General features: G+C 60.0%; 19 protein-coding genes. 11 read left to right on the top strand and 8 right to left on the bottom strand.

The genetic code is table 11. The annotated features are described in order from the left end of the window. Nucleotides 1-26: 26 nt before the first annotated feature. Together fadB and PSUM_RS15950 are read right to left on the bottom strand one after the other, a co-directional pair. On the bottom strand, nt 27-2,174 hold the full coding sequence (fadB, locus tag PSUM_RS15955; RefSeq protein ID WP_033045453.1) for a fatty acid oxidation complex subunit alpha FadB: 2,148 nt from the start codon (nt 2,172-2,174) through the stop codon (nt 27-29). 613 nt (nt 2,175-2,787) lie between these two features. Beyond that, nucleotides 2,788-3,225, bottom strand: coding sequence for a hypothetical protein (locus PSUM_RS15950; RefSeq protein WP_083348548.1), 438 nt, complete (start codon nt 3,223-3,225; stop codon nt 2,788-2,790). A gap of 104 nt (nt 3,226-3,329) precedes the next feature. On the opposite strand from PSUM_RS15950, the gene PSUM_RS15945 reads away from it, so the two are divergent. After that, on the top strand, nt 3,330-3,770 hold the full coding sequence (locus PSUM_RS15945; RefSeq protein ID WP_020800555.1) for a universal stress protein: 441 nt from the start codon (nt 3,330-3,332) through the stop codon (nt 3,768-3,770). A 112-nt stretch (nt 3,771-3,882) separates the two neighbouring features. Here the strand turns inward: PSUM_RS15945 and PSUM_RS15940 are convergent, their stop codons facing one another. Further along, the gene (locus PSUM_RS15940; protein WP_083348547.1) at nt 3,883-5,802 is read right to left on the bottom strand and encodes an ATP-binding cassette domain-containing protein; all 1,920 of its coding nucleotides are present in this window, start codon (nt 5,800-5,802) and stop codon (nt 3,883-3,885) included. Between the two features lie 212 nt (nt 5,803-6,014). On the opposite strand from PSUM_RS15940, the gene PSUM_RS15935 reads away from it, so the two are divergent. Beyond that, on the top strand, nt 6,015-7,943 hold the full coding sequence (locus PSUM_RS15935) for a transglycosylase SLT domain-containing protein (RefSeq protein WP_083348546.1): 1,929 nt from the start codon (nt 6,015-6,017) through the stop codon (nt 7,941-7,943). A gap of 108 nt (nt 7,944-8,051) precedes the next feature. On the opposite strand, the gene PSUM_RS15930 is transcribed toward PSUM_RS15935, so the two are convergent. Both PSUM_RS15930 and PSUM_RS15925 read right to left on the bottom strand, forming a co-directional pair. Then, the gene (locus PSUM_RS15930; protein WP_083348545.1) at nt 8,052-8,510 is read right to left on the bottom strand and encodes an REP-associated tyrosine transposase; all 459 of its coding nucleotides are present in this window, start codon (nt 8,508-8,510) and stop codon (nt 8,052-8,054) included. 144 nt (nt 8,511-8,654) lie between these two features. After that, the gene (locus tag PSUM_RS15925; RefSeq protein WP_083348544.1) at nt 8,655-10,421 is read right to left on the bottom strand and encodes an ABC transporter transmembrane domain-containing protein; all 1,767 of its coding nucleotides are present in this window, start codon (nt 10,419-10,421) and stop codon (nt 8,655-8,657) included. A 259-nt stretch (nt 10,422-10,680) separates the two neighbouring features. On the opposite strand from PSUM_RS15925, the gene PSUM_RS15920 reads away from it, so the two are divergent. Then, nucleotides 10,681-10,860, top strand: coding sequence for a PA1571 family protein (locus PSUM_RS15920; protein ID WP_083348543.1), 180 nt, complete (start codon nt 10,681-10,683; stop codon nt 10,858-10,860). A 60-nt stretch (nt 10,861-10,920) separates the two neighbouring features. On the opposite strand, the gene pdxB is transcribed toward PSUM_RS15920, so the two are convergent. Then, the gene (gene pdxB / locus PSUM_RS15915) at nt 10,921-12,063 is read right to left on the bottom strand and encodes a 4-phosphoerythronate dehydrogenase PdxB (protein ID WP_083348542.1); all 1,143 of its coding nucleotides are present in this window, start codon (nt 12,061-12,063) and stop codon (nt 10,921-10,923) included. Nucleotides 12,064-12,395: 332 nt separating this feature from the next. On the opposite strand from pdxB, the gene PSUM_RS15910 reads away from it, so the two are divergent. Next, on the top strand, nt 12,396-13,790 hold the full coding sequence (locus tag PSUM_RS15910; RefSeq protein WP_083350129.1) for an MATE family efflux transporter: 1,395 nt from the start codon (nt 12,396-12,398) through the stop codon (nt 13,788-13,790). 122 nt (nt 13,791-13,912) lie between these two features. Here PSUM_RS15910 and tusA read toward each other — a convergent pair whose 3' ends face one another. Next, a complete protein-coding gene (tusA, locus tag PSUM_RS15905) occupies nt 13,913-14,164 on the bottom strand; it encodes a sulfurtransferase TusA (RefSeq protein WP_083348541.1) in 252 nt (83 codons plus the stop codon). Between the two features lie 172 nt (nt 14,165-14,336). Further along, on the bottom strand, nt 14,337-15,410 hold the full coding sequence (gene rlmM / locus PSUM_RS15900; RefSeq protein WP_020801362.1) for a 23S rRNA (cytidine(2498)-2'-O)-methyltransferase RlmM: 1,074 nt from the start codon (nt 15,408-15,410) through the stop codon (nt 14,337-14,339). Between the two features lie 222 nt (nt 15,411-15,632). On the opposite strand from rlmM, the gene acnA reads away from it, so the two are divergent. From acnA to PSUM_RS15860, 7 genes are all read left to right on the top strand, one after another. Next, the gene (acnA, locus tag PSUM_RS15895) at nt 15,633-18,374 is read left to right on the top strand and encodes an aconitate hydratase AcnA (protein ID WP_083348540.1); all 2,742 of its coding nucleotides are present in this window, start codon (nt 15,633-15,635) and stop codon (nt 18,372-18,374) included. A 1,729-nt stretch (nt 18,375-20,103) separates the two neighbouring features. Beyond that, the gene (locus tag PSUM_RS15885) at nt 20,104-20,367 is read left to right on the top strand and encodes a hypothetical protein (RefSeq protein ID WP_020801156.1); all 264 of its coding nucleotides are present in this window, start codon (nt 20,104-20,106) and stop codon (nt 20,365-20,367) included. 664 nt (nt 20,368-21,031) lie between these two features. Next, entirely contained in the window at nt 21,032-21,823 is a 792-nt protein-coding gene (locus PSUM_RS15880; protein WP_083348539.1) for a CPBP family intramembrane glutamic endopeptidase, read from the top strand. Between the two features lie 240 nt (nt 21,824-22,063). Next, a complete protein-coding gene (locus PSUM_RS15875) occupies nt 22,064-22,858 on the top strand; it encodes an ABC transporter permease (RefSeq protein ID WP_083348538.1) in 795 nt (264 codons plus the stop codon). Between the two features lie 70 nt (nt 22,859-22,928). Further along, the gene (locus PSUM_RS15870) at nt 22,929-23,525 is read left to right on the top strand and encodes an ABC transporter ATP-binding protein (protein ID WP_231989901.1); all 597 of its coding nucleotides are present in this window, start codon (nt 22,929-22,931) and stop codon (nt 23,523-23,525) included. Between the two features lie 47 nt (nt 23,526-23,572). Next, nucleotides 23,573-24,679 carry a KpsE/RkpR family capsule polysaccharide export protein gene (locus tag PSUM_RS15865; protein WP_083348536.1) on the top strand — a complete coding sequence of 369 codons (1,107 nt, stop codon included), beginning with the start codon at nt 23,573-23,575 and terminating at the stop codon, nt 24,677-24,679. Continuing rightward, nucleotides 24,672-25,763 carry a polysaccharide biosynthesis/export family protein gene (locus PSUM_RS15860; RefSeq protein ID WP_083348535.1) on the top strand — a complete coding sequence of 364 codons (1,092 nt, stop codon included), beginning with the start codon at nt 24,672-24,674 and terminating at the stop codon, nt 25,761-25,763. The genes PSUM_RS15865 and PSUM_RS15860 overlap by 8 nt, the downstream gene beginning before the upstream one ends. Nucleotides 25,764-25,782 lie beyond the last annotated feature (19 nt).

Raw genomic sequence — 25,782 nt, 5'->3', positions numbered from 1 at the left:
TCACTCTCGCTCAAAAGTTGGGACGCTTAACCGAAGAACCGCTGGCCGGTCTTGGCCATTTCACGCAGTTTTGCGGTCGGGTGGTACAGCGCGCCCAAATCAGCGTACTGGTCAGCCAGGGCAACGAACTCTGCAACACCGATCGAATCGATGTAGCGCAGCGCACCGCCACGGAATGGAGGGAAACCGATACCGTAGACCAGGCCCATGTCGGCTTCGGCGGCGGTTTCGACAATGCCGTCTTCCAGGCAACGCACGGTTTCCAGGCACAGTGGGATCATCATCCAGTTGATGATGTCTTCATCGGTGACTTCGCGCTGTTCAAAGACGATTGGCTTGAGCACTTCCAGAACCGATGGGTCGGCGACTTTCTTTTGCTTGCCCTTCTTGTCGGTCTCGTAGGCGTAGAAGCCCTTGCCGTTCTTCTGGCCCAGGCGCTTGGCTTCGTAGAGCACGTCCACGGCCGAGCGAGTGTCGTCCTTCATGCGGTCCGGGAAGCCTTCAGCCATCACGTCGCGACCGTGGTGGCCGGTGTCGATGCCGACCACGTCCATCAGGTACGCCGGGCCCATCGGCCAGCCGAACTTTTCCATGACCTTGTCGATACGGACGAAGTCCACACCGGCGCTGACCAGCTTGGCGAAACCGCCGAAGTAAGGGAACAGCACGCGATTGACCAAAAAGCCCGGGCAATCGTTGACCACGATCGGGTTCTTGCCCATTTTCTTGGCGTAGGCAACGGTAGTGGCCACTGCCAGCTCGCTGGACTTCTCACCACGGATCACTTCCACCAGCGGCATCATGTGCACCGGGTTGAAGAAGTGCATGCCGACAAAGTTTTCCGGACGCTTGAGGGCCTTGGCCAGCAAGGTGATGGAAATGGTCGAGGTGTTGGACGCGAGGATGGTGTCCTCCTTGACCTTGTCTTCGACTTCGGCCAGTACGGCTTGCTTGACCTTCGGGTTCTCGACGACGGCTTCAACCACCAGGTCCACGTGACCGAAATCACCGTAGGACAGGGTCGGACGAATGCCGTTGAGCACTTCAGCCATTTTCGCGGCGGTCATGCGGCCCTTGTCAACGCGGCCAACCAGCAGTTTGGCGGCTTCGGCCAGCCCCTGCTCGATACCGTGCTCGTTGATGTCCTTCATCAGGATCGGCGTGCCTTTGGACGCCGACTGATAGGCGATACCGCCACCCATGATGCCGGCGCCCAATACGGCAGCCTGCTTCACGTCCTTGGCGATTTCGTCGTAGGCCTTGGCTTTTTTCTTCAGCTCCTGATCGTTCAGGAACAGGCCGATCAGGCTCTGTGCAGCGGCGGTCTTGGCCAGCTTGACGAAACCGGCGGCTTCGATTTCCAGGGCCTTGTCACGACCGAAGTTCGCGGCTTTCTGGATGGTCTTGATCGCTTCGACCGGGGCCGGGTAGTTCGGGCCCGCTTGACCGGCCACGAAACCCTTGGCGGTTTCGAACGCCATCATTTGTTCGATTGCGTTCAGCTTGAGCTTTTCAAGCTTCGGCTGGCGCTTGGCCTTGTAGTCGAACTCGCCGGAAATGGCGCGCTTGATCATTTCCAGCGCAGCTTCCTGGAGCTTTTCAGGGGCAACCACGGCATCGACGGCACCGACTTTCAGCGCGTCTTCAGGACGGTTTTCCTTGCCGGCGGCGATCCACTCGATGGCGTTATCGGTACCGATCAGGCGCGGCAGGCGCACGGTACCGCCGAAGCCCGGGTAGATGCCCAGCTTGACTTCCGGCAGGCCGATCTTGGCCTTGGTCGACATGACGCGAAAGTCCGCTGCCAGGCACATTTCCAGACCACCGCCCAACGCGATGCCATTGATCGCGGCGACAGTCGGGACGTTGAGGTCTTCGAAATCGCTGAAAATCTTGTTGGCTTCGAGGTTGCCAGCCACAAGCTCTGCATCCGGCAGCTTGAAGTTGTCGACGAATTCGGTGATGTCGGCGCCGACGATGAACACGTCCTTGCCACTGCTGACGATCACACCCTTGATCGAAGCATCTGCCTTGATGGCGTCCACGGCCTGACGCAGTTCGTTCAGGGTTAGACGGTTGAACTTGTTGACGGACTCACCCTTGAGGTCGAACTTCAGTTCGACGATGCCACTTTCAAGAGCCTTAACCGTGATGGCTTTACCTTCGTAAATCATCAACTGATCTCCACGATATGGAAGCTGAACAGTACACGCCGGACGCAGGCGGATGGCTGGCAGGGACGTCACTCGTCGATGCTACGCCTATCCACCCGGCACACCCGCCAACGCGATAGTCGGGATTCTGTAGGAGCTGTTTGTCGTACAAACGCTCATTTCATACGCCCGTTTGATTTGGGTACGCCACCTTCACGGAAATTCCGACAATTGTCAATCGCCCAAAGTGTGGGTTGAGAGGCGACTTGGCGGTCATTTCTGTAGGACGAAGGCCTGCAACACGAGGTTGCATGAGCAATCATTCATAGAATCAATCTTTAGAAAATTCGCCCTAATTCACTGCAGCCTTTGTTTAACAAGCTACGCTGGCGAAACCTGGGGAAAAAACTGAACGCTTTTGGCGAATGCCCAGCGTAAGATCAGCCCAAACCGAATTACCGGCCTGCCTGGCCAACCCGCCCGATGACGTTGTCGGGCTTTTTATTGCCTGCAAAAAATCACGCGCGCCCTTGTAGGAGCTGCCGCAGGCTGCGATCTTTTGATCTTGCTTTTAAAAAATCGAAAGATCGCAGCCTGCGGCAGCTCCTACAGGGGATGGGGGTGTCTGCGGGGTTCAGGCCAGCGCCTTGAGGGTAGCATCGATATTTTGCAAAACGGCTGCGTCGCCCTTCTCTCCCCAATACAGGGTGATCATCTGCTTGTCAGCCTCGACCTTGTAGACGTTGTCTGGCAATTTTTCGAAATGATTTAGCAGTGCCCGATCCTCGCAGGGTTCCTGCCATTGGTTGACCCACAAACCCGGTGATTTCTGCCAATAACTCCAGCACGCCGGCTGATTGCCCCGCCGTGGTCGGTGGTACTGCGCACAAGGGTTTGGCGGTTCCTGGACGAGCCAGTGCGGCCATTCCTGAGGCGCCAGCTGCATGGCCAGGCCAATGCGTCGCGCCTCCATGCGCAGGGCCATGCGACCACTCTGATGGCGCGAGGGTCGCAGCCATGCCAAGGGGCTCAACACCACCAGCAGGATTGACACCACTATCCAGACCGTCATATCTGTACTCCCGATTCTTGATGAGCGCATTGAGTCACTTTGGAAACACTGCGCTTGAAACCAGCCATACTTACCAATATTGCAACCCTCAGGAGGAGCACCTCATGCCCTACAACCACATTCTGGTCGCTGTAGACCTGACCGAAGAGTGCGACCCTGTCATCCACCGTGCTCGCGAGCTGGCGGTGAGCAACGGGGCGAAATTGTCCCTGGTGCATATCGTCGAGCCCATGGCCATGGCCTTTGGTGGCGATGTGCCAATGGACCTGTCACAACTGCAACAACAGCAGTTCGACCAGGCCAAGGAGCGACTCGATCGCCTGATCGTGAAATACCCTGAGCTCTCCAGGGAATACAGCCACCTGACCTACGGCCAGCCACGCCAGGAAATCCACCACCTGGCCAAGGAGCAAGGGTGCGACATGATCGTGGTCGGCAGTCACGGCCGCCATGGCCTGGCACTGCTGCTGGGCTCTACGGCCAACGACGTGCTGCACGGTGCGCCTTGCGATGTGCTTGCAGTGCGCCTGCAAAGCAAAAGCTGACAACACCGCCCCCTGTAGGAGCGAGCATGCTCCTACAGGGGAGGATTTGCGTTGCATATGAAAAGCCCGGCGTTCACGTGCGTGAAGCCGGGCTTTTTTATTGCCGGATCAATCAGGCATCCAGCTCGGCCCAGCGCTCGACCATGATGTCGAGTTCAGCCTGCAACTGCGCAAGCTGAGCAATCACCGCGGCGGTTTCCGCAGCCGGACGCAGGTAGAAGCCCGCATCGGCCATCTGCCCCTCAACCGCGACGATCTGCTGTTCCATGGCTTCGATCTGCCCAGGCAACGCTTCCAGCTCTCGCTGCACCTTGTAGCTGAGCTTCTTCTTCGCCACTGGCGCCTCGACGGCGGCTGCAACAGGCGCGGGCTCGGCCTTGACCACGGCGGAGTTGAGGTCGGCCTTGCCGGACTTGCTCTCGGTCACGCCCAGCAGGCGCGGCGAACCGCCCTGGCGCAGCCAGTCCTGATAACCGCCAACATACTCGCGAACCTTGCCTTCACCTTCGAAGACCAGGGTGCTGGTAACCACGTTGTCGAGGAATGCCCGGTCGTGGCTGACCATCAACACGGTGCCGTTGAAGGTCAGCAACACTTCTTCGAGCAGTTCGAGGGTTTCAACGTCGAGGTCGTTGGTCGGTTCGTCGAGCACCAGCAGGTTCGCCGGCTTGCTGAACAGCTTGGCCAGCAACAGGCGGGCACGCTCGCCACCGGACAGCGCCTTGACCGGCGTGCGGGCACGCTGTGGGCTGAACAGGAAGTCGCCGAGGTAGCTCAGCACGTGGCGGCTCTGGCCGTCGATATCGATGAAGTCGCGACCTTCGGCGACGTTATCGATCACGGTCTTTTCCAGGTCCAACTGATGGCGCAACTGGTCGAAGTAGGCGACGTCGATCTTGGTGCCTTCTTCCACCTTGCCACTGGTCGGCTGCAGGCCACTGAGCATCAATTTCAGCAGCGTGGTCTTGCCGGTGCCGTTGGCGCCGAGCAGGCCGATACGGTCGCCGCGCTGCAGCACCATGGAGAAGTCCTTGATCAGGAACGGACCACCCGGGTGAGCGAAGCTCACGTTCTCGAGCACCATCACCTGCTTGCCGGACTTGTCGGCCGTTTCCAGCTGGATGTTGGCCTTGCCGGTGCGCTCACGACGCTCGCTGCGCTCGACGCGCAGGGCTTTCAGCGCGCGTACGCGGCCTTCGTTACGGGTACGACGGGCCTTGATGCCCTGGCGAATCCACACTTCTTCCTGGGCCAGGCGCTTGTCGAACAGCGCGTTGGCGGTGGCTTCGGCGGCCAGCTCGGCTTCCTTGTGCACCAGGAAACTGGCGTAGTCGCCGTTCCAGTCGATCAGGCCACCGCGATCCAGTTCCAGGATGCGGGTCGCCAGGTTCTGCAGGAAGGAACGGTCGTGCGTGATGAACAGCACGGCGCCCTGGAAATCCTTCAGCGCCTCTTCCAGCCAGGCGATTGCACCGATATCCAGGTGGTTGGTCGGCTCGTCGAGCAACAGCAGGTCTGGCTCGGACACCAGGGCCTGGGCCAGCAGCACGCGACGACGCCAGCCACCGGACAATTCGGCGAGGGTCTTGTCCGCCGGCAACTGCAGGCGACTCAGGGTGCTGTCGACCAAGGTCTGCAAACGCCAGCCGTCGCGGGCTTCGAGGTCGTGCTGGACGTGCATCAGCTTGTCCAGATCGGCATCGGTGACGCAGTTCTGGCTCAGGTGGTGATACTCGGCGAGCAACGCGCCGACACCGTCCAGGCCTTCGGCAACCACGTCGAACACTGTCCGCTCGTCGGCTACTGGCAATTCTTGCGGCAATTCGCCAATCTTGAGCCCGGATGCGCGCCAAACCGAGCCGTCATCGGGCTTCTGGTCGCCCTTGACGAGCTTCATCATGCTGGATTTGCCAGTGCCGTTGCGGCCGATGATGCACACCCGCTCTCCACGGGCGATCTGCCAGGACACCTTGTCCAACAACGGCATAGCGCCGAAAGCAAGGGACACATCGCTGAATTTGAGCAGGGTCATGAGCTTCTCCAAAAACCGGGCGCGCATTCTACCTGAAACGGGGCTCCAGCAGGCCGGCAATTTCACCTTCGCAGCACTCTGCACAACAAATGTTGCGAACTGATGCAGACCGGTCGGCAAAGCTTTCGCCCGTTGCTGGCAAAAGGCTAAGCTACAGATAATCAGTGCGGGCATTGCCAGCACTTGTCATGTTTTTTCTGTCCGGACGTCTCATGCGCAGTCGCCTTCTCAATTTTTTGTCATGTTTTCTACTTTCTGCCGCTGCCGTTCAATCCGCACAGGCGGTGGACCTGTCTACCCAACGCCAATACTACGATGAAGCCAAGCGCGCCCTGGCGAAGGGCGACACAGGGCCGTATTTCCGCTACAGCCAGGCCCTGGCCGACTATCCGCTGGAGCCGTACCTGGCTTACGACGAGCTGACCGCGCGCTTGAAAACCGCGAGCAATGCCGAGATTGAGAAGTTCCTCGCCGAACACGGTGACCTGCCCCAGGCCAACTGGATGAAGCTGCGCTGGTTGCGCTGGCTGGCGGAACGCGGCGACTGGGCGACCTTCGTCAAGTACTACGACCCCAAGATGAATTTCACCGAACTGGACTGCCTCAACGCGCAGTACCAGATCAGCCACAACCAAAAGACCGAAGGCTACGCCAACGCCAACAAGCTCTGGCTGAGCGGTAAAACGCAACCGGCAGCCTGTGATGCCCTGTTCGGCATGTGGGCCGCCGAAGGCCAGTTGACCGAGCAGAAGCGCTGGGAACGCGCCAAGCTCGCCGCCCAGGCACGCAATTACCCACTGGCCAACAGCCTGGTCAATGGCTTGACCACCCTGGCCCCCCGTGGTCGCCTGCTGGTCGATGTAGCCCAGAATCCCGAGCTGCTCAATTCGCCGTCGCGCTTCGCCCCGGCCGACGAACCGATGTCGGACATTGTCAGCCTCGGCCTGCGCCGCTTAGCCCGTCAGGATCCGGACAGGGCCATGGCCCTGCTCGACGGTTACGCCAGCAGCATGCACTTCTCGCGCGACGAAAAAGTGGCCATCGCCCGGGAAATCGGGCTGACCCTGGCGCGACGTTTCGACAGCCGCGCGCTGGACATGATGACCAAATACGACCCGGAACTGCGCGACAACACGGTGTCTGAGTGGCGCATGCGTTTGTTGCTGCGCCTGGCGCGCTGGGACGATGCCTACCAGTTGACTCGCCGCCTGCCCCAGGACCTGGCCACCACCAACCGCTGGCGCTACTGGCAGGCCCGCAGCCTGGAACTGGCGCAGCCGCAAAACCCCGAGGCACTCAATCTCTATAAGAGCCTGGCCCGCGAGCGCGATTTCTATGGCTTCCTCGCCGCCGACCGTTCGCAGTCGCCGTATTCACTGAACAACAAACCGCTGGTGCTCAGCCAGGCACTGATCAACAAGGTGCGTAACACCCCTGGCATACGCCGCGCCCTGGAGTTTCATGCCCGCGGACAGATCGTCGACGGTCGCCGCGAGTGGTATCACGTCAGCCGCCACTTCAGTCGCGATGAAATGGTTGCCCAGGCGAAACTGGCCTACGACCTGAAATGGTATTTCCCGGCGATTCGCACCATCAGCCAGGCGCAGTACTGGGACGACCTGGACATTCGCTTCCCGATGGCCCACCGCGACACCCTGGTGCGTGAAGCCAAGGTCCGTGGCCTGCACTCAAGCTGGGTATTTGCCATCACCCGCCAGGAAAGCGCCTTCATGGAAGATGCCCGTTCCAGCGTCGGTGCGAGCGGCCTGATGCAATTGATGCCGGGCACCGCCAAGGAAACCGCGCGCAAGTTCAGCATTCCGCTGGCCTCGCCGCAGCAGGTGTTCAACCCGGACAAGAACATCCAGCTGGGCGCGGCTTACCTGAGCCAGGTTCACAGCCAGTTCAACGGCAACCGCGTCCTCGCCTCCGCCGCCTACAACGCCGGCCCCGGCCGCGTGCGCCAATGGCTGCGTGGTGCCGATCACCTGAGCTTCGACGTCTGGGTGGAAAGCATCCCGTTCGACGAAACCCGCCAGTACGTACAGAACGTGCTGTCGTATTCAGTGATCTACGGCCAGAAACTCAACTCGCCGCAACCGCTGGTGGATTGGCATGAGCGGTATTTCGACGATCAGTGAGTTTGATTGAAGCAAGGTCAAAAGATCGCAGTCTGCGGCAGCTCCTACGGGGTGTACACCGTCCCACTGTAGGAGCTGCCGCAGGCTGCGATCTTTTGATTCTGATTCTCAAATCCAAATGGCATCCCACAAGGGATATTCGCCAACCCTGGAAACCAACCCGGCCCGCAACGGATTCATGACGATATACCGCGCAGCTCCCTTGATATCCTCATCACGCCGTAACGCGCGATCGTAATACCCCCGCTGCCACAATCGCCCCTGCTCACCGCGCACCAGATTGATCGAACGGCTGCTTCTGGATTTGATGCGGCACATCAACTCCGCCAGGGACCCATTTTTCAATTCAATCAGCCAATGCAGGTGATCCGGCATTACGACCCAGGCCATGGAAGTGACCGACGCGCTTTCATCAGCGCAGCGCAGTTGATCCACCAAAAGACGACCCAAACGCCAATCAGCAAATACCGGCTGGCGCTGTTGAGTGACTGTTGTCAGCAGATAGAGGCGACCCTGTTCAGCAAATCTGGACTTGCGCAGGCGACACCCATTTGCGGCGATGGGCATTCCGTTGCCCTCCCTGAATATGCGGATTGCACAAGATTAGCCCACTGAGATGAGACCGCTGATATGCGCAATTTCTGCATATTTCAGAGCGCCGTTACCGGGTGAGTTACTGGGTCGGTTACTGGGTCGCTCAACAACTCCATCTCACGAAACCTCGCGTTTATCACTGAACTGCAACGCCGCCAACCGTGCATACAGCGCGTTGCTCGCAATCAGCGACTGGTGCGTGCCCACTGCCACCAACTTGCCCTGGTCCATCACCGCAATGCGATCGGCGTTTTTGACGGTGGCCAGGCGGTGGGCGATGACCAGGGTGGTGCGGTTTTTCATCAGGCTGGGTAATGCCTGCTGGATCAGGTGCTCGCTCTGGGCGTCGAGGGCGCTGGTGGCTTCGTCCAGCAGCAGGATGGGCGCATCCACCAGCAACGCGCGGGCGATGGCCAGGCGCTGGCGCTGGCCGCCGGACAAGCCGAGGCCGCCGTCGCCCAGGTGCGTCTGGTAACCGTTGGGCATGGCTTCGATGAAGTCGTGGGCATAGGCGATTTTTGCCGCCTCGCGGACCTCCTCCGAGGTCGCCGTCGGGTTGCCGTAGCGCAGGTTGTCTTCGATGCTGCCGAAAAACAGCGCCGGGGTTTGCGACACCAGTGCAAAGCAGCGCCGCAGGTCCAGCGGATCGAGTTGGGTCAGGGGCACGCCATCGAGCAGGATGCGCCCTTCGGCGGGGTCGTAAAAGCGCAGCAGCAGGTCATACACCGTCGATTTTCCCGCCCCGGACGGCCCGACCAACGCCAGGGTCTCCCCGGCCTGAATGGTCAGGCTCAGGCCGTCGACGGCGTAGCTTTCAGGGCGCGATGGGTAGCTAAAGCGCACATCCTGCAACACCAGGTCACCCTTCACCCGCTCGGGCAAGGTCACCAGGCCAGTGGACGGCGGCTGGATGATGTTCTGCGCCCGCAGCAATTCGGCGATCCGTTCTGCCGCGCCCGCTGCGCGCTGCAACTCGCCGATCACCTCACTCAAGGTGCCGAACGCACTGCCGACGATCAGGCTGTAGAAGACAAACGCCGCCAGCTCACCCGCGGAAATCCGCCCGGCAATCACGTCCATGCCGCCAACCCAGAGCATCACGCCGACGGCGCCCAACACCAGCACGATCACCAGGGTAATCAGCCAGGCGCGCTGAAAAATACGCTTGCGCGCGGTGTCGAACGCCTCCTCCACGGTGACGGCGAACCGCTGTTCGTCCTGGGCCTGGTGGTTGTAGGCCTGCACGGTCTTGATCTGGCCCAGGGTCTCGGACACGTAGCTGCCGATGTCGGCAATCCGGTCCTGGCTCAGGCGCGACAGGCTGCGCACCCGGCGGCCAAAAATCAGGATCGGCGCGATCACCAACGGCAAGGCGACCACCACGATGCTGGTGAGTTTTGGATTGGTGACAAACAGCAGGACAATCCCGCCAATCACCATCAGCAAGTTGCGCAGAAACAATGACAGGGACGAGCCGATCACCGATTGCAGCAGCGTGGTATCGGCGGTCAGGCGCGACTGGATCTCGGAACTGCGGTTGTCCTCGTAGAAACCCGGGTGCAGGTACACCAAATGGTTGAACACCCGGCGACGGATGTCGGCGACGCAACGCTCGCCGATCCACGACACCAGGTAAAACCTCGCAAAGGTGCCGACCGCCAGGCCGATCACCAACAACATGAACAGAGCGATGGACTGGTTGAGCAAATGCGGGGACTGGGTCATGAAACCCTGGTCCACCAGCAGTCGAATGCCCTGCCCCATGGACAAGGTAATACCCGCCGTGACGACCAGCGCGAACAGGGCGCCCAGTGCCTGCCAGCGGTAAGGTGCGATGAAACGACCGGCCAGGCGGAGCGCACGACGGTGACGAACAGTGAGCATTGGCATCATCCAGAAAGGAGCCATAAACAGGACCAGCGTACACCGACCAACAAGGTGCAATGGCTGAATCAGAATGAGTCAGGTTAATTATGACCATGCAGTCTAGTGCCTAGACAGTATTGGTCTAAAGTTCGGGTAGCCATGTCGGGATATTTCTGGTCGACTGGCGATGCCGTTCAGGAGCGATCGCAGGGAGTTGTCACAGCCTGGTCACCTGACGGTTTTAATCTAGGCACACAACCTGATGAGGAGACAGGCCATGTCCTTGCAACAACGCAGCGATGACAAGATTCAAGTGATCCGCACGCAGCCAGACCAGTCTCTGGGATGCTCGATAATCGATGAACAGGGCCGCGAAGTACCGATCACTGAAAAGATGATCCAGAAAGCGTGCAAAGAACTGGAGAAGCGATTGGTCAAGCCTGCCGAAGAGAAGTGATGTAACCACCGTCTTCATTGACCCGGCCCTTTGAGGGCCGGGTTTTTTATTGGCGGATATTCAAATGACCGTCGCGCCCAGCGCCGCCACGATCTGCTGCAACGCTGGCGCATCCCCGTCGATACGCACCTGCAACCCGTCGATCTCCCGTCGTGACGGGTAGTTCTTGCGCAACACATCGAACGCCGCACGCTGCTCGCTCACACGGCCGACCAGGCTGCGGCGAAAATCCGCATCGTCACGGCGCGGGTCGTACACGCCACGGCACAACATCGCCAGGGCCCACGCCGGGTCGGTATCCCCGCTCAAGGTCACCTGCGACAGCCACGGGGCTGGCAGCAAGTCGCCGAGGCTGACCTGGGGCGCTTGCCCGAGGAACTCGCAGTACGCCTGATAGATCTGCGCCGTGCCGCGCTGCTTGCCATCGAGGCTGTACCCGGCAATGTGCGGCGTGGCCAGCACGCAGAGTTCGGCCAGGGCCACATCGACTTCGGGCTCGCCCTCCCAGACATCGAGCACCGCCTGCAGGTCTTCGCGCTGCAGCAGCACCTCTCGCAAGGCGGTGTTGCCCACTACCGGGCCACGGCTGGCGTTGATCAGCCAGGTGCCGGGCTTGAGTTGGTTCAGGCGGCGTTGATCGAACAGGTGCCAAGTGGGCTGGGCGCCCTTGCGGGTCAGCGGGGTGTGCAAGCTGATGACATCGCACTGCTCGATGATCTGTTCAAGGCTGACGTAGTCGCCACCCTCGGCGGCCTGGCGTGGCGGATCGCAGACCAGCACCTTCCAGCCCAGCCCCTGCAGGACCTTGACCAGTCGTCCCCCGACCTCACCAGCACCCACCACGCCGTAGGTGCGTTGGGTCAGGTCGGCGCCTTCGATTTCAGCCAGGGTCAGCAGGCTGCCGAGTACGTAGTCGACCACGCCCCGGGCGTTGCAGCCCGGCGCGCTGGACCAGGTGATGCCGGTCTGTTGAAAGTACTCCAGGTCCAGGTGATCGGTGCCGATGGTGCAGGTGCCGACAAAACGCACCTTGCTGCCTTCGAGCAATGCACGGTCGACGCGGGTGACCGAACGCACCAGCAGTACATCGGCCTGTTCGACGGTGGCGCGGTCGATGGAACGCCCCGGCACCCGGCGGATTTCACCGAATGTCTGGAAGAAAGCGTCGAGCAGGGGGATATTTTCGTCGGCAACGATCAGCATGTCAGGCTCCTTTGGCGGACCGGCAGTGTAGGCGTAGTTGATGTCTTGCGCCTAGCGCCGATGCCCTCCCCGATCATCGATCACTGATCACCGATCCCTTGTAGGAGCGAGCATGCTCCGGGCGGCGTTCCGACGATGAACCTGAGAGCGCCGCGGGGTGTCAGCTTTCCCACGTCATCGTTGACGTCCATCGTCGGAACGCCGCCCGGAGCATGCTCGCTCCTACAGAGGGAGGGGTGGGATTACAAATCCCCAACACAGTCTTTTCCTGACCGCTGCGTCAACGCGTAGAATGCGCAGCCGCGCATGAACAATCTTTGGACGCTTTGCCCTTGAATTCCGTGACTTCCCACACCGCCAGCCCTTCCCTCTCCCGCCCCGCCCGGGTCCGCCTGGAGCTGAAAAACCTGCTCGGCCTGGCCTTGCCGATCATGATCGCGCAACTGGCCACCACGGCGATGGGTTTTGTCGATGCGGTGATGGCTGGCCGGGTCGGGCCGCGCGACCTGGCGGCGGTGGCGCTGGGCAACTCGATCTGGGTGCCGGTGTTCCTGTTGATGACCGGCACGTTGCTGGCCACCACGCCGAAAGTCGCCCAGCGCTTTGGTGCCGGGACCCACAGCGAGATCGGCCCGATCGTGCGTCAGGCGCTGTGGCTGGCGTTGGTGGTGGGCCTGATCGCGACCGGCCTGCTACTGGGCGCCGAGCCGGTCCTGCGCGTGATGAAGGTCGATCCCGAACTGATCGGCCCCTGCATGCAGTACCTGCACGGCATCGCCAGCGGCCTGCCTGCGGTCGCGATCTACCATGTGCTGCGCTGCTTCAGTGATGGCCTGGGCCGCACTCGCCCGGCGATGGTCCTGGGCCTGTGCGGCCTGGCGCTGAACATTCCGCTGAACTACGTGTTCATCTATGGCCACTTCGGCGTGCCGGCCATGGGCGGCGTCGGTTGCGGCTGGGCCACGGCGATCGTGATGTGGGTGATGGCCCTGGGCATGGCCGGCTGGGAGCGCTGGGCGCCGGCCTATCAATCGAGCCAGCTGTTCAGCCGTTTCGATTGGCCACAATGGTCGGTGATCAAGCGCCTGCTGGGCATCGGCCTGCCTATCGGCATTGCCGTATTCGCCGAGTCGAGCATCTTCGCCGTAATCGCCCTGTTGATCGGCAGCCTCGGCGCCACCGTGGTCGCCGGTCACCAGATCGCCCTCAACTTCAGCTCGCTGGTGTTCATGATCCCCTACTCCCTGGGCATGGCCGTGACCGTGCGGGTCGGCCAGGCGCTGGGGCGCGAGCAACCCCGTGAAGCGCGTTTCGCCGCAGGCGTCGGCATGGGCACGGCGTTGGCGTACGCCTGCCTGTCGGCGAGCATGATGCTATTGCTGCGTGAGCACATCGCGACGATCTACACGGCGGACCCGACGGTGATCAAGGTGGCGGCGATGTTGATCGTGTATTCGGCGCTGTTCCAGTTTTCCGACGCGATCCAGGTCACGGCGGCCGGCGCGTTGCGCGGCTATCAGGACACCCGGGTGACGATGATCCTGACCCTGTTCGCCTACTGGGGCATCGGCCTGCCGGTGGGCTACGCCCTGGGCCTGACCGACTGGCTGGGCACGCCAAGCGGCCCGAGCGGTCTGTGGCAGGGCCTGATCGTCGGCCTGAGCTGCGCGGCGCTGATGCTGTCGATCCGCCTGACGCGCAGTGCACGCAAGCGGATTCGCCTGTAGGAGCGAGCATGCTCCGGGCGGCGTTCCGACGATGGACGTCAACGATTACGCGGGGAGCCTGACACCCCGCGGCGCCCTCGGGTTTTTCGCGAGCATGCTCGCTCCTACAAGGGCTTTGTGGGTCAGTTGGATTTTTTGCGGATCCAGTAGAGGTAGGTGCCCGCGTCTTCATGCTGCCCTACCAGTTCATGGTCGAGAAACACACAGAACTTGGGGATATCGCGGCGGGTCGACGGATCGGTGGCGATCACCTTGAGCAGGCCGCCAGGCACCAGGTCACGGATGTGCTGGTGCAACATCATCACCGGCTCCGGGCAGTTGAGGCCGGTGGCGTCGAGGGTGCCGTCTACCGGCTTATCAAGCATTTCACTCATGATTAACTCCTGAAACTTGCCGGCATTGTACACCGCTGACTGATCGTTCCCACGCTCTGCGTGGGAATGCCGCCAGGGACGCTCCGCGTTCCAGCTCTGGATGTGACGCAGAGCGTCACGGAATGCATTCCCACGCGGAGCGTGGGAACGATCGGTACAGGGAGCCGGGTTGCTAGCGGGATTTCGGTTTCTTTACGTCCAGCCGGCGCAAATGGCAGGTCACTTCCTCACGGTCGTGGTACAGCTGCTTGCAGCCGATCTCCACGCGAATGCCCCGGGCCTTGAAACCCTCGGCAATACGCTCCAGCAAGCGCTTCACCTCGGCGTAACGCTGCTTCATCGGCAGCTTGAGGTTGACCACCGCCTCGCGGCAATGCCCCTCGCCGATCCACTCCTCGAGCATCGCCGCATTACGCGCCGGCTTCTCGACGATGTCGCAGACCATCCAGTCCACCGGCTGCTTGGGCTTGAAGGTGAAACCGTCGGCCATCAAATGCTGCACCAGGCCCGTGTCCATCAAGCTTTCAGCCATCGGGCCATTGTCGATGGCGGTCACCAGCATGCCGCGGTTGACCAGTTGCCAGGTCCAGCCGCCAGGCGCAGCACCCAGGTCGACCCCGGTCATGTCGCTGTGCAGGCGCTCGTCCCATTGGTCGCGCGGAATGAAGTGATGCCAGGCCTCTTCGAGCTTCAAGGTCGAACGACTCGGCGCCTCGCGCGGGAATTTCAAACGCGGAATGCCCATCGGCCACATCGCCGAATTGTTCGACTCCGCCAGGCCGACGAACACTTCACGGCCGCTCTTGAACGTCAGCAACAAGCGCGGCTTGTTCGCGTCGTCCACCAGCTTGCCGGCGCCAATCAGCGCCTTGCGCAACGGGCCTTCGAATTTCTTGCAGAAGTTCGACAGCTCCTTGCCATCATTGGTATCGACCACTTCCAGCCACAGGCTGCCGCAGGTCGGAAAATCCGCCAGGTGCGCGAGAATCACGCTGATGCGATCACTCTCCGGCAGGTCGATGAAAATCCCCCGGGCCCACTGGCGCGGGAAAATCAGGTTGGCAAAACGCTGCCCGCGCATCAGGCGCTCGGCGCCGTCTTCTTCGGTGCAGACAAACTCGGCGCAGGCGCTGGCGGCCTTGGCCTTGGCATAACCGGCCACGTTCAGTTGGGCGGCGAGGTCGGAAATCTCGGAACAGACTTCACCTTCGAAGCCCGGCCGGCAATGCATGAAAAGGGTGTTCATTCTTACTCCTGGGCAGAGGGCGAGACATTCAACCCCTGCGCGATGCCCAGACTTGCGCTAACGCAATGTCTGTCACGAAAACCGGCGCATGATAGCCGACTTCGGAACCTCGGACTTGCCCATAGAGTCCAGTTATTAGCCAGCAACTTCAAACAGGGCTAGGTTTAATGCTCTGCCCGTCCCCTCAGTCCGCCACCGTGCGGACTCAAAGGAGTGATCGTAATGCCGTCCCTCGATAGCCTGAACACCCTTAAAACCCTGCAAGTCGACGACAAGCTCTATCACTATTACAGCCTGCCGGAGGCCGCCAGAAGCCTCGGCGACCTGGACGCGCTGCCCATGTCGCTCAAAGTGCTGCTGGAAAACCTGCTGCGCTGGGAAGACGCCAAGACCGTCACCGGCGCCGACCTCAAGGCCATCGCCGCCTGGCTCAAGGAGCGCCGCTCCGACCGCGAAATCCAGTACCGGCCGGCCCGGGTGCTGATGCAAGACTTCACCGGCGTGCCCGCCGTGGTCGACCTGGCCGCCATGCGCGCGGCGATGGCCAAGGCCGGCGGCGACCCGCAGCGGATCAACCCGCTGTCGCCGGTGGACCTGGTGATCGACCACTCGGTGATGGTCGACAAGTTCGCCACCAGCAGCGCCTTCGAACAGAACGTCGACATCGAAATGCAGCGCAACGGCGAGCGTTACGCCTTCCTGCGCTGGGGCCAGAGCGCCTTCGACAACTTCAGCGTGGTGCCGCCGGGCACCGGCATCTGCCACCAGGTCAACCTCGAATACCTGGGCCGCACCGTCTGGACCAAGGACGAAGACGGCCGCACCTACGCCTTCCCCGACACCTTGGTCGGCACCGACTCCCACACCACCATGATCAACGGCCTCGGCGTACTCGGCTGGGGCGTCGGCGGTATCGAAGCCGAAGCGGCGATGCTCGGCCAACCGGTGTCGATGCTGATTCCCGAAGTGATCGGCTTCAAGCTCACCGGCAAACTCAAGGAAGGCATCACCGCCACCGACCTGGTGCTGACCGTCACCCAGATGCTGCGCAAGAAAGGCGTGGTCGGCAAATTCGTCGAGTTCTACGGCGACGGCCTGGCTGACCTGCCGCTGGCCGACCGCGCGACCATCGCCAACATGGCGCCGGAGTATGGCGCCACCTGCGGCTTCTTCCCGGTGGACGACGTCACCCTCAACTACCTGCGCCTGTCTGGCCGCCCCGACGCCACGGTGAAACTGGTCGAGGCCTACAGCAAGGTGCAAGGCCTGTGGCGCCAGCCAGGCCAGGAACCACAATTCACCGACAGCCTGGCCCTGGACATGACCAGCGTCGAAGCCAGCCTGGCCGGCCCCAAGCGCCCGCAAGACCGTGTGTCGCTGCCGAATGTGGCGCAAGCCTTCAGCGACTTCGTCGGCCTGCATCTCAAACCCACCAGCAAGGAAGAAGGCCGCCTGGAAAGCGAAGGCGGTGGCGGCGTAGCCGTGGGCAACGCGGACATGGCCGGTGAAGTGGACTACGAGTATGAAGGCCAGACCCTTCGCCTGAAAAACGGTGCGGTGGTGATCGCCGCTATCACCTCCTGCACCAACACCTCCAACCCGAGCGTGATGATGGCGGCCGGGCTGGTGGCGAAAAAAGCCGTGGAAAAAGGCCTGCGCCGCAAACCATGGGTAAAAAGCTCCCTGGCCCCGGGCTCGAAAGTGGTCACCGATTATTACAAGGCGGCCGGCTTGACGCAGTACCTCGACACCCTGGGTTTTGCCCTGGTCGGCTACGGCTGCACCACCTGCATCGGCAACTCCGGGCCGCTGGCGGAGCCCATCGAACAAGCCATCCAGAAGGCCGACCTGACCGTGGCCTCGGTGCTGTCGGGCAACCGCAACTTCGAGGGCCGGGTCCATCCGCTGGTGAAAACCAACTGGCTGGCCTCGCCGCCGCTGGTGGTCGCCTACGCCCTGGCCGGCACCGTGCGCATCGACCTCAGCCAAGAGCCCCTGGGCGAAGACCAGAACGGCAAGTTGGTGTACCTGCGCGACATCTGGCCCAGCAGCCAGGAAATCGCCGAAGCGGTCGAACAGGTCAACACCGCCATGTTCCACAAGGAATACGCCGAAGTATTCGCTGGCGACGAACAATGGCAAGCCATCGAAGTACCGCAAGCGGCCACCTACGTCTGGCAGGACGACTCGACCTACATCCAGCATCCGCCGTTCTTCGACGACATCGGCGGCCCGCCACCGGTGGTCAAGGACATCAGCGGCGCACGCATCCTCGCCCTGCTCGGCGACTCGGTGACCACCGACCACATCTCCCCCGCCGGCAACATCAAGGCCGACAGCCCGGCAGGCCACTACCTGCGCGAGAAAGGCGTGGAACCGCGCGACTTCAACTCCTACGGCTCACGCCGCGGCAACCACCAGGTGATGATGCGCGGCACCTTCGCCAACATCCGCATCCGCAACGAAATGCTCCATGGCGAGGAAGGCGGCAACACCTACTACATCCCTACCGGCGAAAAACTGCCGATCTACGACGCCGCCATGCGCTACCAAGCTACCGGCACCCCGCTGGTGGTGATCGCCGGCCAGGAATACGGCACCGGCTCCAGCCGCGACTGGGCCGCCAAGGGCACTAACCTGCTGGGGATCAAGGCGGTCATCGCCGAAAGCTTCGAACGCATCCATCGCTCGAACCTGGTGGGCATGGGCGTACTGCCCCTGCAGTTCAAGCTCGACCAGAACCGCAAGAGCCTGAACCTGACTGGCCGGGAAACCCTGGACATCCTGGGGCTGACGGGCGTTGAGCTGACACCACGGATGAATTTGACCCTGGTCATCACTCGGGAAAACGGTAGCCAGGAAAAAATCGAAGTGCTGTGTCGGATTGATACGCTGAATGAGGTGGAATACTTCAAGTCGGGGGGGATCTTGCATTACGTGTTGCGGCAGTTGATTGCCTCGTAATCGCGTGGCTATAGCTGTTGATGCTTCAGGTGCCGTTCTTCGTTAGCGGCGCCTGACGCCCCCCTTACAACCTGCCCACCACCATGCGGAGCCAGGCTTGAAACGGCGAAGGCATCATCACAGCCAACCAATCTCTCCCGGCCCTACCGGAACAACTGTGGGAGCGAGCCTGATCGCGAAGGCGGCCTGACAGCCAACCCATCTCCCGCGGCCCTCCCCAATCAACTGTGGGAGCGAGCCTGCTCGCGAAGGCGGCCTGACAGCCAACCCATCTCCCGCGGCCCTCCCCAATCAACTGTGGGAGCGAGCCTGCTCGCGAAGGCGTCCTGACAGCCAACCCATCTCCCGCGCCCCTACCCGATCAACTGTGGGAGCGAGCCTGCTCGCGAAGGCGTCCTGACAGCCAACCCATCTCCCGCGGCCCTACCCGATCAACTGTGGGAGCGGGCTTGCTCGCGAAGGCGGCCTGACAGCCAACCCATCTCCCGCGGCCCTCCCCAATCAACTGTGGGAGCGAGCCTGCTCGCGAAGGCGTCCTGACAGCCAACCTGTGGCTTGTTGACCGCGTACATATCCATTCCTGCGGTAACGGCCACTTATGGTTTCGCTTTTACAGCGAGTCACTTGGAAAAGCCCGTAGGAGCCAGGCTTGCCGGCGAAGGCGTGCTGGCAGACGATGATTGTCTTTCAGGTGTACATATCCGTTCCTGCGGTAACGGCCACCTATAGTTTCGCTTTTACAGCGAGTCACTTGGAAGAGCCCCAAGTAACCAAGGGCTCTTGCCCCTGGCGTTCGGTGCCTCGCTAATGCTCGGCATGCCCTCGCTCCGGTCCTGCTCCGTGGGTCGCCGCGATGGGCCATCCTTGGCCCAGCGCGGCTAAACCGGCATCCTTGCCGGTTTACCCACTGCGCAGAACCTCCACTCGGCCTCTCGAGGGGGCAAGAAAATCAAAAGCCAGATCACAATCAAAAGCGAGGCGGCCGACCGGCCGGCCTGATCGGAAGCCATACACATACCCCCTGTGCTGGTTTGTCAGCGATGACGGCCCGACGCCAACCCATCACTTCCGAATACACCCAAATCCACTGTAGGAGCTGGCTTGTCGGGCCGCCGCATCGCAGCGATGGCGGCCTAATAGCCAACCTGGATTTTGTTGACCGCGTACATATCCATTCCTGCGGTAACGGCGCCTAATGGTTTCGCCCTTACGGCGAGTCACTTGGAAGAGCCCTAAGTAACCAAGGGCTCTTGCCCCTGGCGTTCGGTGCCTCGCTGATGCTCGGCATGCCCTCGCTCCGGTCCTGCTCCGTGGCCCGCCGCGATGGGCCATCCTTGGCCCAGCGCGGCTAAACCGGCATCCATGCCGGTTTACCCACTGCGCAGAACCTCCACTCGGCCTCTCGAGGGGGCAAGAAAATCAAAAGCCAGATCACAATCAAAAGCGAGGCGGCCGACCGGCCGGCATGATCGGAAGCCATACGCATCCCCCCCCCCCGCAGGAGCCAGGCTTGCCGGCGAATGCGTACTCACAACCAATGACCGCCTTACAGGTGACACACGAAAAAAGCACCTGCCTGGCTACCTGGAAAGCTTTATAACTGAACCCAAAACAATATTTCGTGGCCCTGCCCCAACCCATAAGCTCAAGAAATGCAAACCCCTGCCGATAATCAGGGCAATACGCTGTGGTAGGGTATTTTAGAAATGTGTCGTTATGGGTTTAGCGTATGAAAGAGATTTATCTATTGATCGAGCACGGCATCGATCAAGGCGAAGTGTATGTTCTTGGTTGGTTCGATGATGAGAAAAGGGCGAAGGAAGTCGCCGAGGAAAAAGAGTGGGAGGCGTATCGCGAAGCCTTGAAAACAGGACACGCCTGGTCAAATCACAAGCCGTTAGCGCCGGATCAAACGGAGTACCGTCGATTCTGGATCAAAGAGGTTTCCAAGTTTGATCGCGTCCCCGTCCCAAGGTCCTCGGCCGTTCATTGAGCCTCGCGCACGTGCTGACGCATCCCAGCAGCATCTGCGATTTGCTTTCCGATAGCCCGCCGTCGCAGCCTGGCCGAGCGGCCACCGGACAACCTGATGTCGAATGCACGCGGCTCCCTGTAGGAGCCAGCGGTGCGGAGATCTGACTTGCCGGCGAAACCTCCCGAAAGTCCAACGCACTACTCAAGCCCGCCATCGCCAGCGCGACAGCCCTATGTCACCCACACTTTATGCGCTGGCTGTTCAGCCCATACTCTCTGAAGGGAACAGCATTACCCACAAAATGCTGACTTTGTGGGGGACCACATCCCTGTGCTCAATACTCGCGTTATAGAAATGACCGGTACTACGTCAAACCGCAACTAATACTCAGTATCACCTTCGATCTTGAAATGCATGACCCACCCCCTTATCGAAGTAACCAGGGCCATCAGAGGCATCAACATCAACAACGTCACAGCGATCACGGGCCAACTTGTCATATGCTTCCCCTTTTTCCAGCAGGATTCGGCAACGCGCCCTTAAACGAACTTCAGCCACCTTTAAACATAGTCACGCACTCTGTTTTACGCACTAAGACACAGCATCACAATTGCAGAAGCACGGCCATATCTGCCTAAATGCCCCACATTAAAGCGAGCTCACCCGAAACAAGGAAACGTTCATGCTCGTCATGCCCTGGCCATACCTGACACTCCTCTCTGCCGGCTATGTCCTGGCCCTCACCTACGGGCAAATTACCGCCCAGGCGAGCATCGCCATCATCCTGTTGCTGCTCACCGGTTTCGCCGCCCGGCAACAACACGCCCGCTACGTCCGCTATCTTGGTCATGCCATATTCATTCTCCTGGCCCTCACCCTCGCTCTGCATTGGTGGCCGGGGTTTCAAAACGCCAGGATGATCGATCAGGAGCGCTTCACCGAGAACGCCGTGCCGTTCTCGATGTATCTCAACCTGGATAAACCGCTGATAGGCTTCTGGCTGTTACTCGTGTGCCCATGGATCATCGGCCGCCACTCATTTATGCAAGCGATAAAAGCAGGCGCCCTGACCCTCAGCCTAACGGCACTCGTTACGCTCGGGGGAGCATCGCTGCTGGGAATCGTAGAATGGTCGCCGAAATGGCCGCCGCAGGCATGGCTGTGGATAAACAACAACCTGCTACTGGTGACGCTAGTAGAAGAAGCGCTATTTCGCGGCTACATACAAGGTGGCCTGAGCCGGCGCTTCCAACACCTGCACTACGGCGAACACCTTGCCCTGTTAATCGCTTCTCTATTATTCGGGCTGGCGCACTGGGGGGCCGGTTGGGAGTGGGTTTTGCTGGCGACCCTGGCGGGCGTCGGTTACGGCCTGGCCTATCGATTCGGCGGACTGGCCGCTGCAATCTCCACACATTTCGGTTTAAATCTGCTGCACTTCGGCTTATTCTCTTATCCAATGATGGCCACATGAGCCATCATCCCTCGCACAACCCCAAGTCCTGACCGACTGGACAAATTTTGTCAAAATGCCCTTCCCGATGGCAAAAACGGCCGATTATCGGTAGGGAACTATGCGACTTGACTCCTGTCCTGCCCAACGTTTAACCTCCCGCCCCACGAATGGAAGCAATCTGCCCTACATTGGCGGATAGTCCTCTGAAAATGAATTCAAGCAACGCGTTTATCGCGCCGTTGTGCTGTGCGGTAAATCATGCTTAAGCCTCGCTCCCCCCTACAGATCAAAAAATCCGTCATTTTTGCCTTGGTGCTGCGTGAAGCGCGGTCGCGTTTCGGCCAACGGCGCATGGGTGCTATTTGGACGCTGATCGAGCCGATTTGCCACCTGTTGATTCTCAGTGTGTTATTCGGCCTGCTTCGCGGACGATCGGTGACCGGCATCGACTTTCCAGTCTTCGTGTTGGTTGGCATGGCGCCTTTTCTGACATTTCGCAACACCGCGTTGCGGCTGATGAATAGCCCTAAAGAAAATCGCTCACTGTTTGCCTATAAACAGATTAAGCCGCTCGATACTTTTATTGCCCGCGTTATAGTGGAGTTCAGTATTTCAGCGTGCGTGTACGCCATTCTGGTGTTTGGCTTCGCTTGGTACGGTTTCGATATGTCCATCAAATCCCCTATTGAATGGATGCTGACCATTCTGCTCGGGGTTTTTTTCTCATTTGGCTTGGGGATGTTGTTATCGCTGATCGCTCATGCCTTGCCCAGCAGCACGCTATTTCTGCGGATGATGTTTTTCCCGCTGTACTTCATTTCGGGCGTGTTCGTCCCTGCTGCTTATCTGCCACACACAATGCTTCCTTTGCTTCTACTCAATCCATTTCTACACTTGCTGGAACTAATTCGCTCCGAAATCTTCCCCCACTACGTTCCGGTTGATGGGGTTTCGGTGCAGTACGTGATTGCCTGTACCCTGATTTTGCTATTTGTTTCCCTTGGCACTTACAGGGTTCGTCGACTGCATTTGATTTCCACCAAGAACGGCTAACGGTAGGCTTCCTGTGTTCGAACTTAGAAATATCACAAAGTCGTACCTGACCCCTAAAGGTCGCCGTCACGTGTTTCGCGACTTGTCGCTGAAGATTCCCGCTGGCAAGAACATCGGACTGATCGGCCGTAACGGTGCCGGCAAGTCAACCTTAATGCGCCTGTTAGGCGGTGCCGACGTGCCAGACTCCGGTACCATTGTAACCGACAAGAGCATCTCCTGGCCCGTCGGATTGTCCGGTGGCTTCCAGGGCAGTATGACCGGTCGCGAGAACATCAAATTCGTCAGTCGAGTCTATGGCGCCGAAGGTGACGCAATGCGTCAAAAGGTCGCGTACGTTCAAGACTTCGCCGAAATCGGTAACTGGATCGATGAGCCGGTCAAAACCTACTCCTCCGGGATGCGCTCGCGCCTGGCCTTTGGCCTAAGCATGGCCTTCGACTTCGACTATTACCTGATCGACGAAGTTATGTCGGTGGGTGATGCCCAGTTCAAGCGCAAATGTGCTGACGTGTTCCAAGAGCGCCTGCAGAAATCCAAAATGGTGCTGGTTTCCCACAACATGTCCGAAATCCAAAAACTCTGTGACGTCGTGTTATTGGTGCGCGATGGAGGAATCCAGATTTACGACGACGTCGCCGAAGGCATCAAGGCTTACCACAGCTGACCCCCCCTTATATCGCAGCACCGTTCCACTTCAAGGATGCATCACATATGAGCAGTACGGGTAAACTCAAGGGCTGGCGCCTGGCAATTGGTTTGGTGGTTCTGCCACTGGCCTTGGCGGCCATCTATTACGGCATGTTCGCTATCGACCGTTATGTCAGCTCCGCTCAGGTGGTAGTCCGCCAGGATGGCGGTAATCAGGGCGCCGCAATGCCCGGGCTGGCCACCTTGCTAACCGGCACTAACCCGGCCTCCCGGGAAGAAACCCTTTACCTGCGCGAATACATCGTGTCGATGGACATGATGTTACTACTGGAAGAACGTCTGCACTGGATCGAGCAATACGCAGCCCAGCGCAACGATATTTTCTTCTGGCTTGACAAAGATGCCGAGCGCGAGGACTTGCTCGAGTACTACCAGCGCATGGTCTCCGCGCATTACGACGAAACTACCGGCCTGCTACGGGTCGAGGTGCAAGCCTTTACCCCTAAACTGTCTGAGCAGATGCTGCGCACCATTCTTGAAGCCAGCGAACACTTCGTCAACGAAGTAAGTCACAGCATTGCCCGTGAGCAAATGAACTTCGCCAAAGGTGAGCTGCAAAACGCGCGCACCAATTACGCCGAACGCAAAACCGAACTGATCGACTTCCAGAATGACAATAAGGTCCTGGATGGCGGCAACACTGCACAAAGCCGCGCCACCATCATTGCCGATCTCGAAGGCCAATACACCAAAGAGCAGGCCGTACTCACCGAAATGCTCTACAAACTGCGGCCTGATTCGCCACAGGTCAAACAGCAAAAACAAAAGGTCAGCGCTATCACCCAGCAACTGGCCAAGGAAAAACGTCTGCTGGTCTCGTCGCCTGACGGCTCCCAGTTGAACGTCGTCGCCTCACGCTTCCAGCAATTGACCCTAGACGCCGGCATCGCTGAAGAAAGCTACAAAACCGCAGTCGCCGCCCTCGACAATGCCCGTATCGAGGCGAGCAAGAAAATCCGCACCCTGGTCACCGTGGTCAGCCCGAATAGCCCACAACTGGCCCTGTACCCCGAGCGTCTTTACAACCTGGCAACCATCTTGCTTGCCCTGCTCATGTTGTACGGCATAACTCGCTTCATCCTGGCTTCGATCGAGGATCACCGTGATTAAATCCCTTGTAATCTCCCACAAGTTCAACCTGACACTGGCAGCATTGACCCTGGCAACCCTGGGTCTCGCCGGATGTGGTGGCACCTTGTCGGGCGCCGGCCCGTACAAGGGCGATATCGAAAGCAAAAACCAGCCGTACAACCTGGTCGAGATCAGCGCTAACACCATTGCCCCGTACATGCGTGGCGCAGTTCGCCCGGTGCAATCGAGCATCGCCAAACCAGTCGCTCCCTCGGCGCGATTGATGGCCGGTGACATCCTCAACGTATTGATCACCGACAACGCACCGGAAGGCTCGGCGCTGTTTGCACCGCTGTCAGCTGGCGGCACGCAGCTCAAGACCCGCATCGACGACCAGGGCATGATCTCCTTGCCCTACGTCGGCCGTCAGTTCGTCGCCGGCATGACGCTCAACGAAGTTGAGAACATGATCCGCAGACAGCTCAAAGGGGTGACCACCGACGTGCAGACCCATGTCGAACTGGTCGGTGATTTGTCGGGCTCGGTACTGGTAGCCGGTGCGGTTAAATCCCCTGGCCGTTTCAGTACCCTGCAAGGCCCACTGACACTGCTTGACGCCGTCAACCAAGCTGGCGGTCCGGTAATGGAGCCACATCTTGTCAACGTCACCGTACGTACAGGCAGCCAGGTTCAGCAGTTCAACTATGAAGACGTTTTAGCCGGTAACAACATGGTGTTGCGCCCAAATTCAGAAGTGGTACTGGACCGCGCGCGCCAGCGCTTTGTTGCCATGGGCGCGGTGGGCGAGCCTGGGTTGAAAGATCTGCCGGCGCAAAATACCAGTTTGCTTGACGCTCTGGGGAGCGTCGGCGGCCTGAGAGAAGCAAATGCCAACCCGGAAGGCGTATTCGTATTTCGTATGGGCGAAGAGGCCAACGCGAAACCAACTGTCCTGCGCTTGGACATGCGCGACCCATCAGCACTGTTCTATGCCCGTCAGATCATGATTAAGCCGGACGACACTATATACGTGACTAACGCAGCGATTTATGAATGGCAAAAAGTCATTTCGCCAATCGTGCAGACCATGTTACTTGGCCGCGCCATTGGCGTAGCAAACTAATTATTAAACTTTCGAATTA

Source organism: Pseudomonas umsongensis (genome assembly GCF_002236105.1).
Lineage (GTDB): Bacteria > Pseudomonadota > Gammaproteobacteria > Pseudomonadales > Pseudomonadaceae > Aquipseudomonas > Aquipseudomonas umsongensis.
This window is presented reverse-complemented; position numbering and strand designations above follow the sequence as displayed.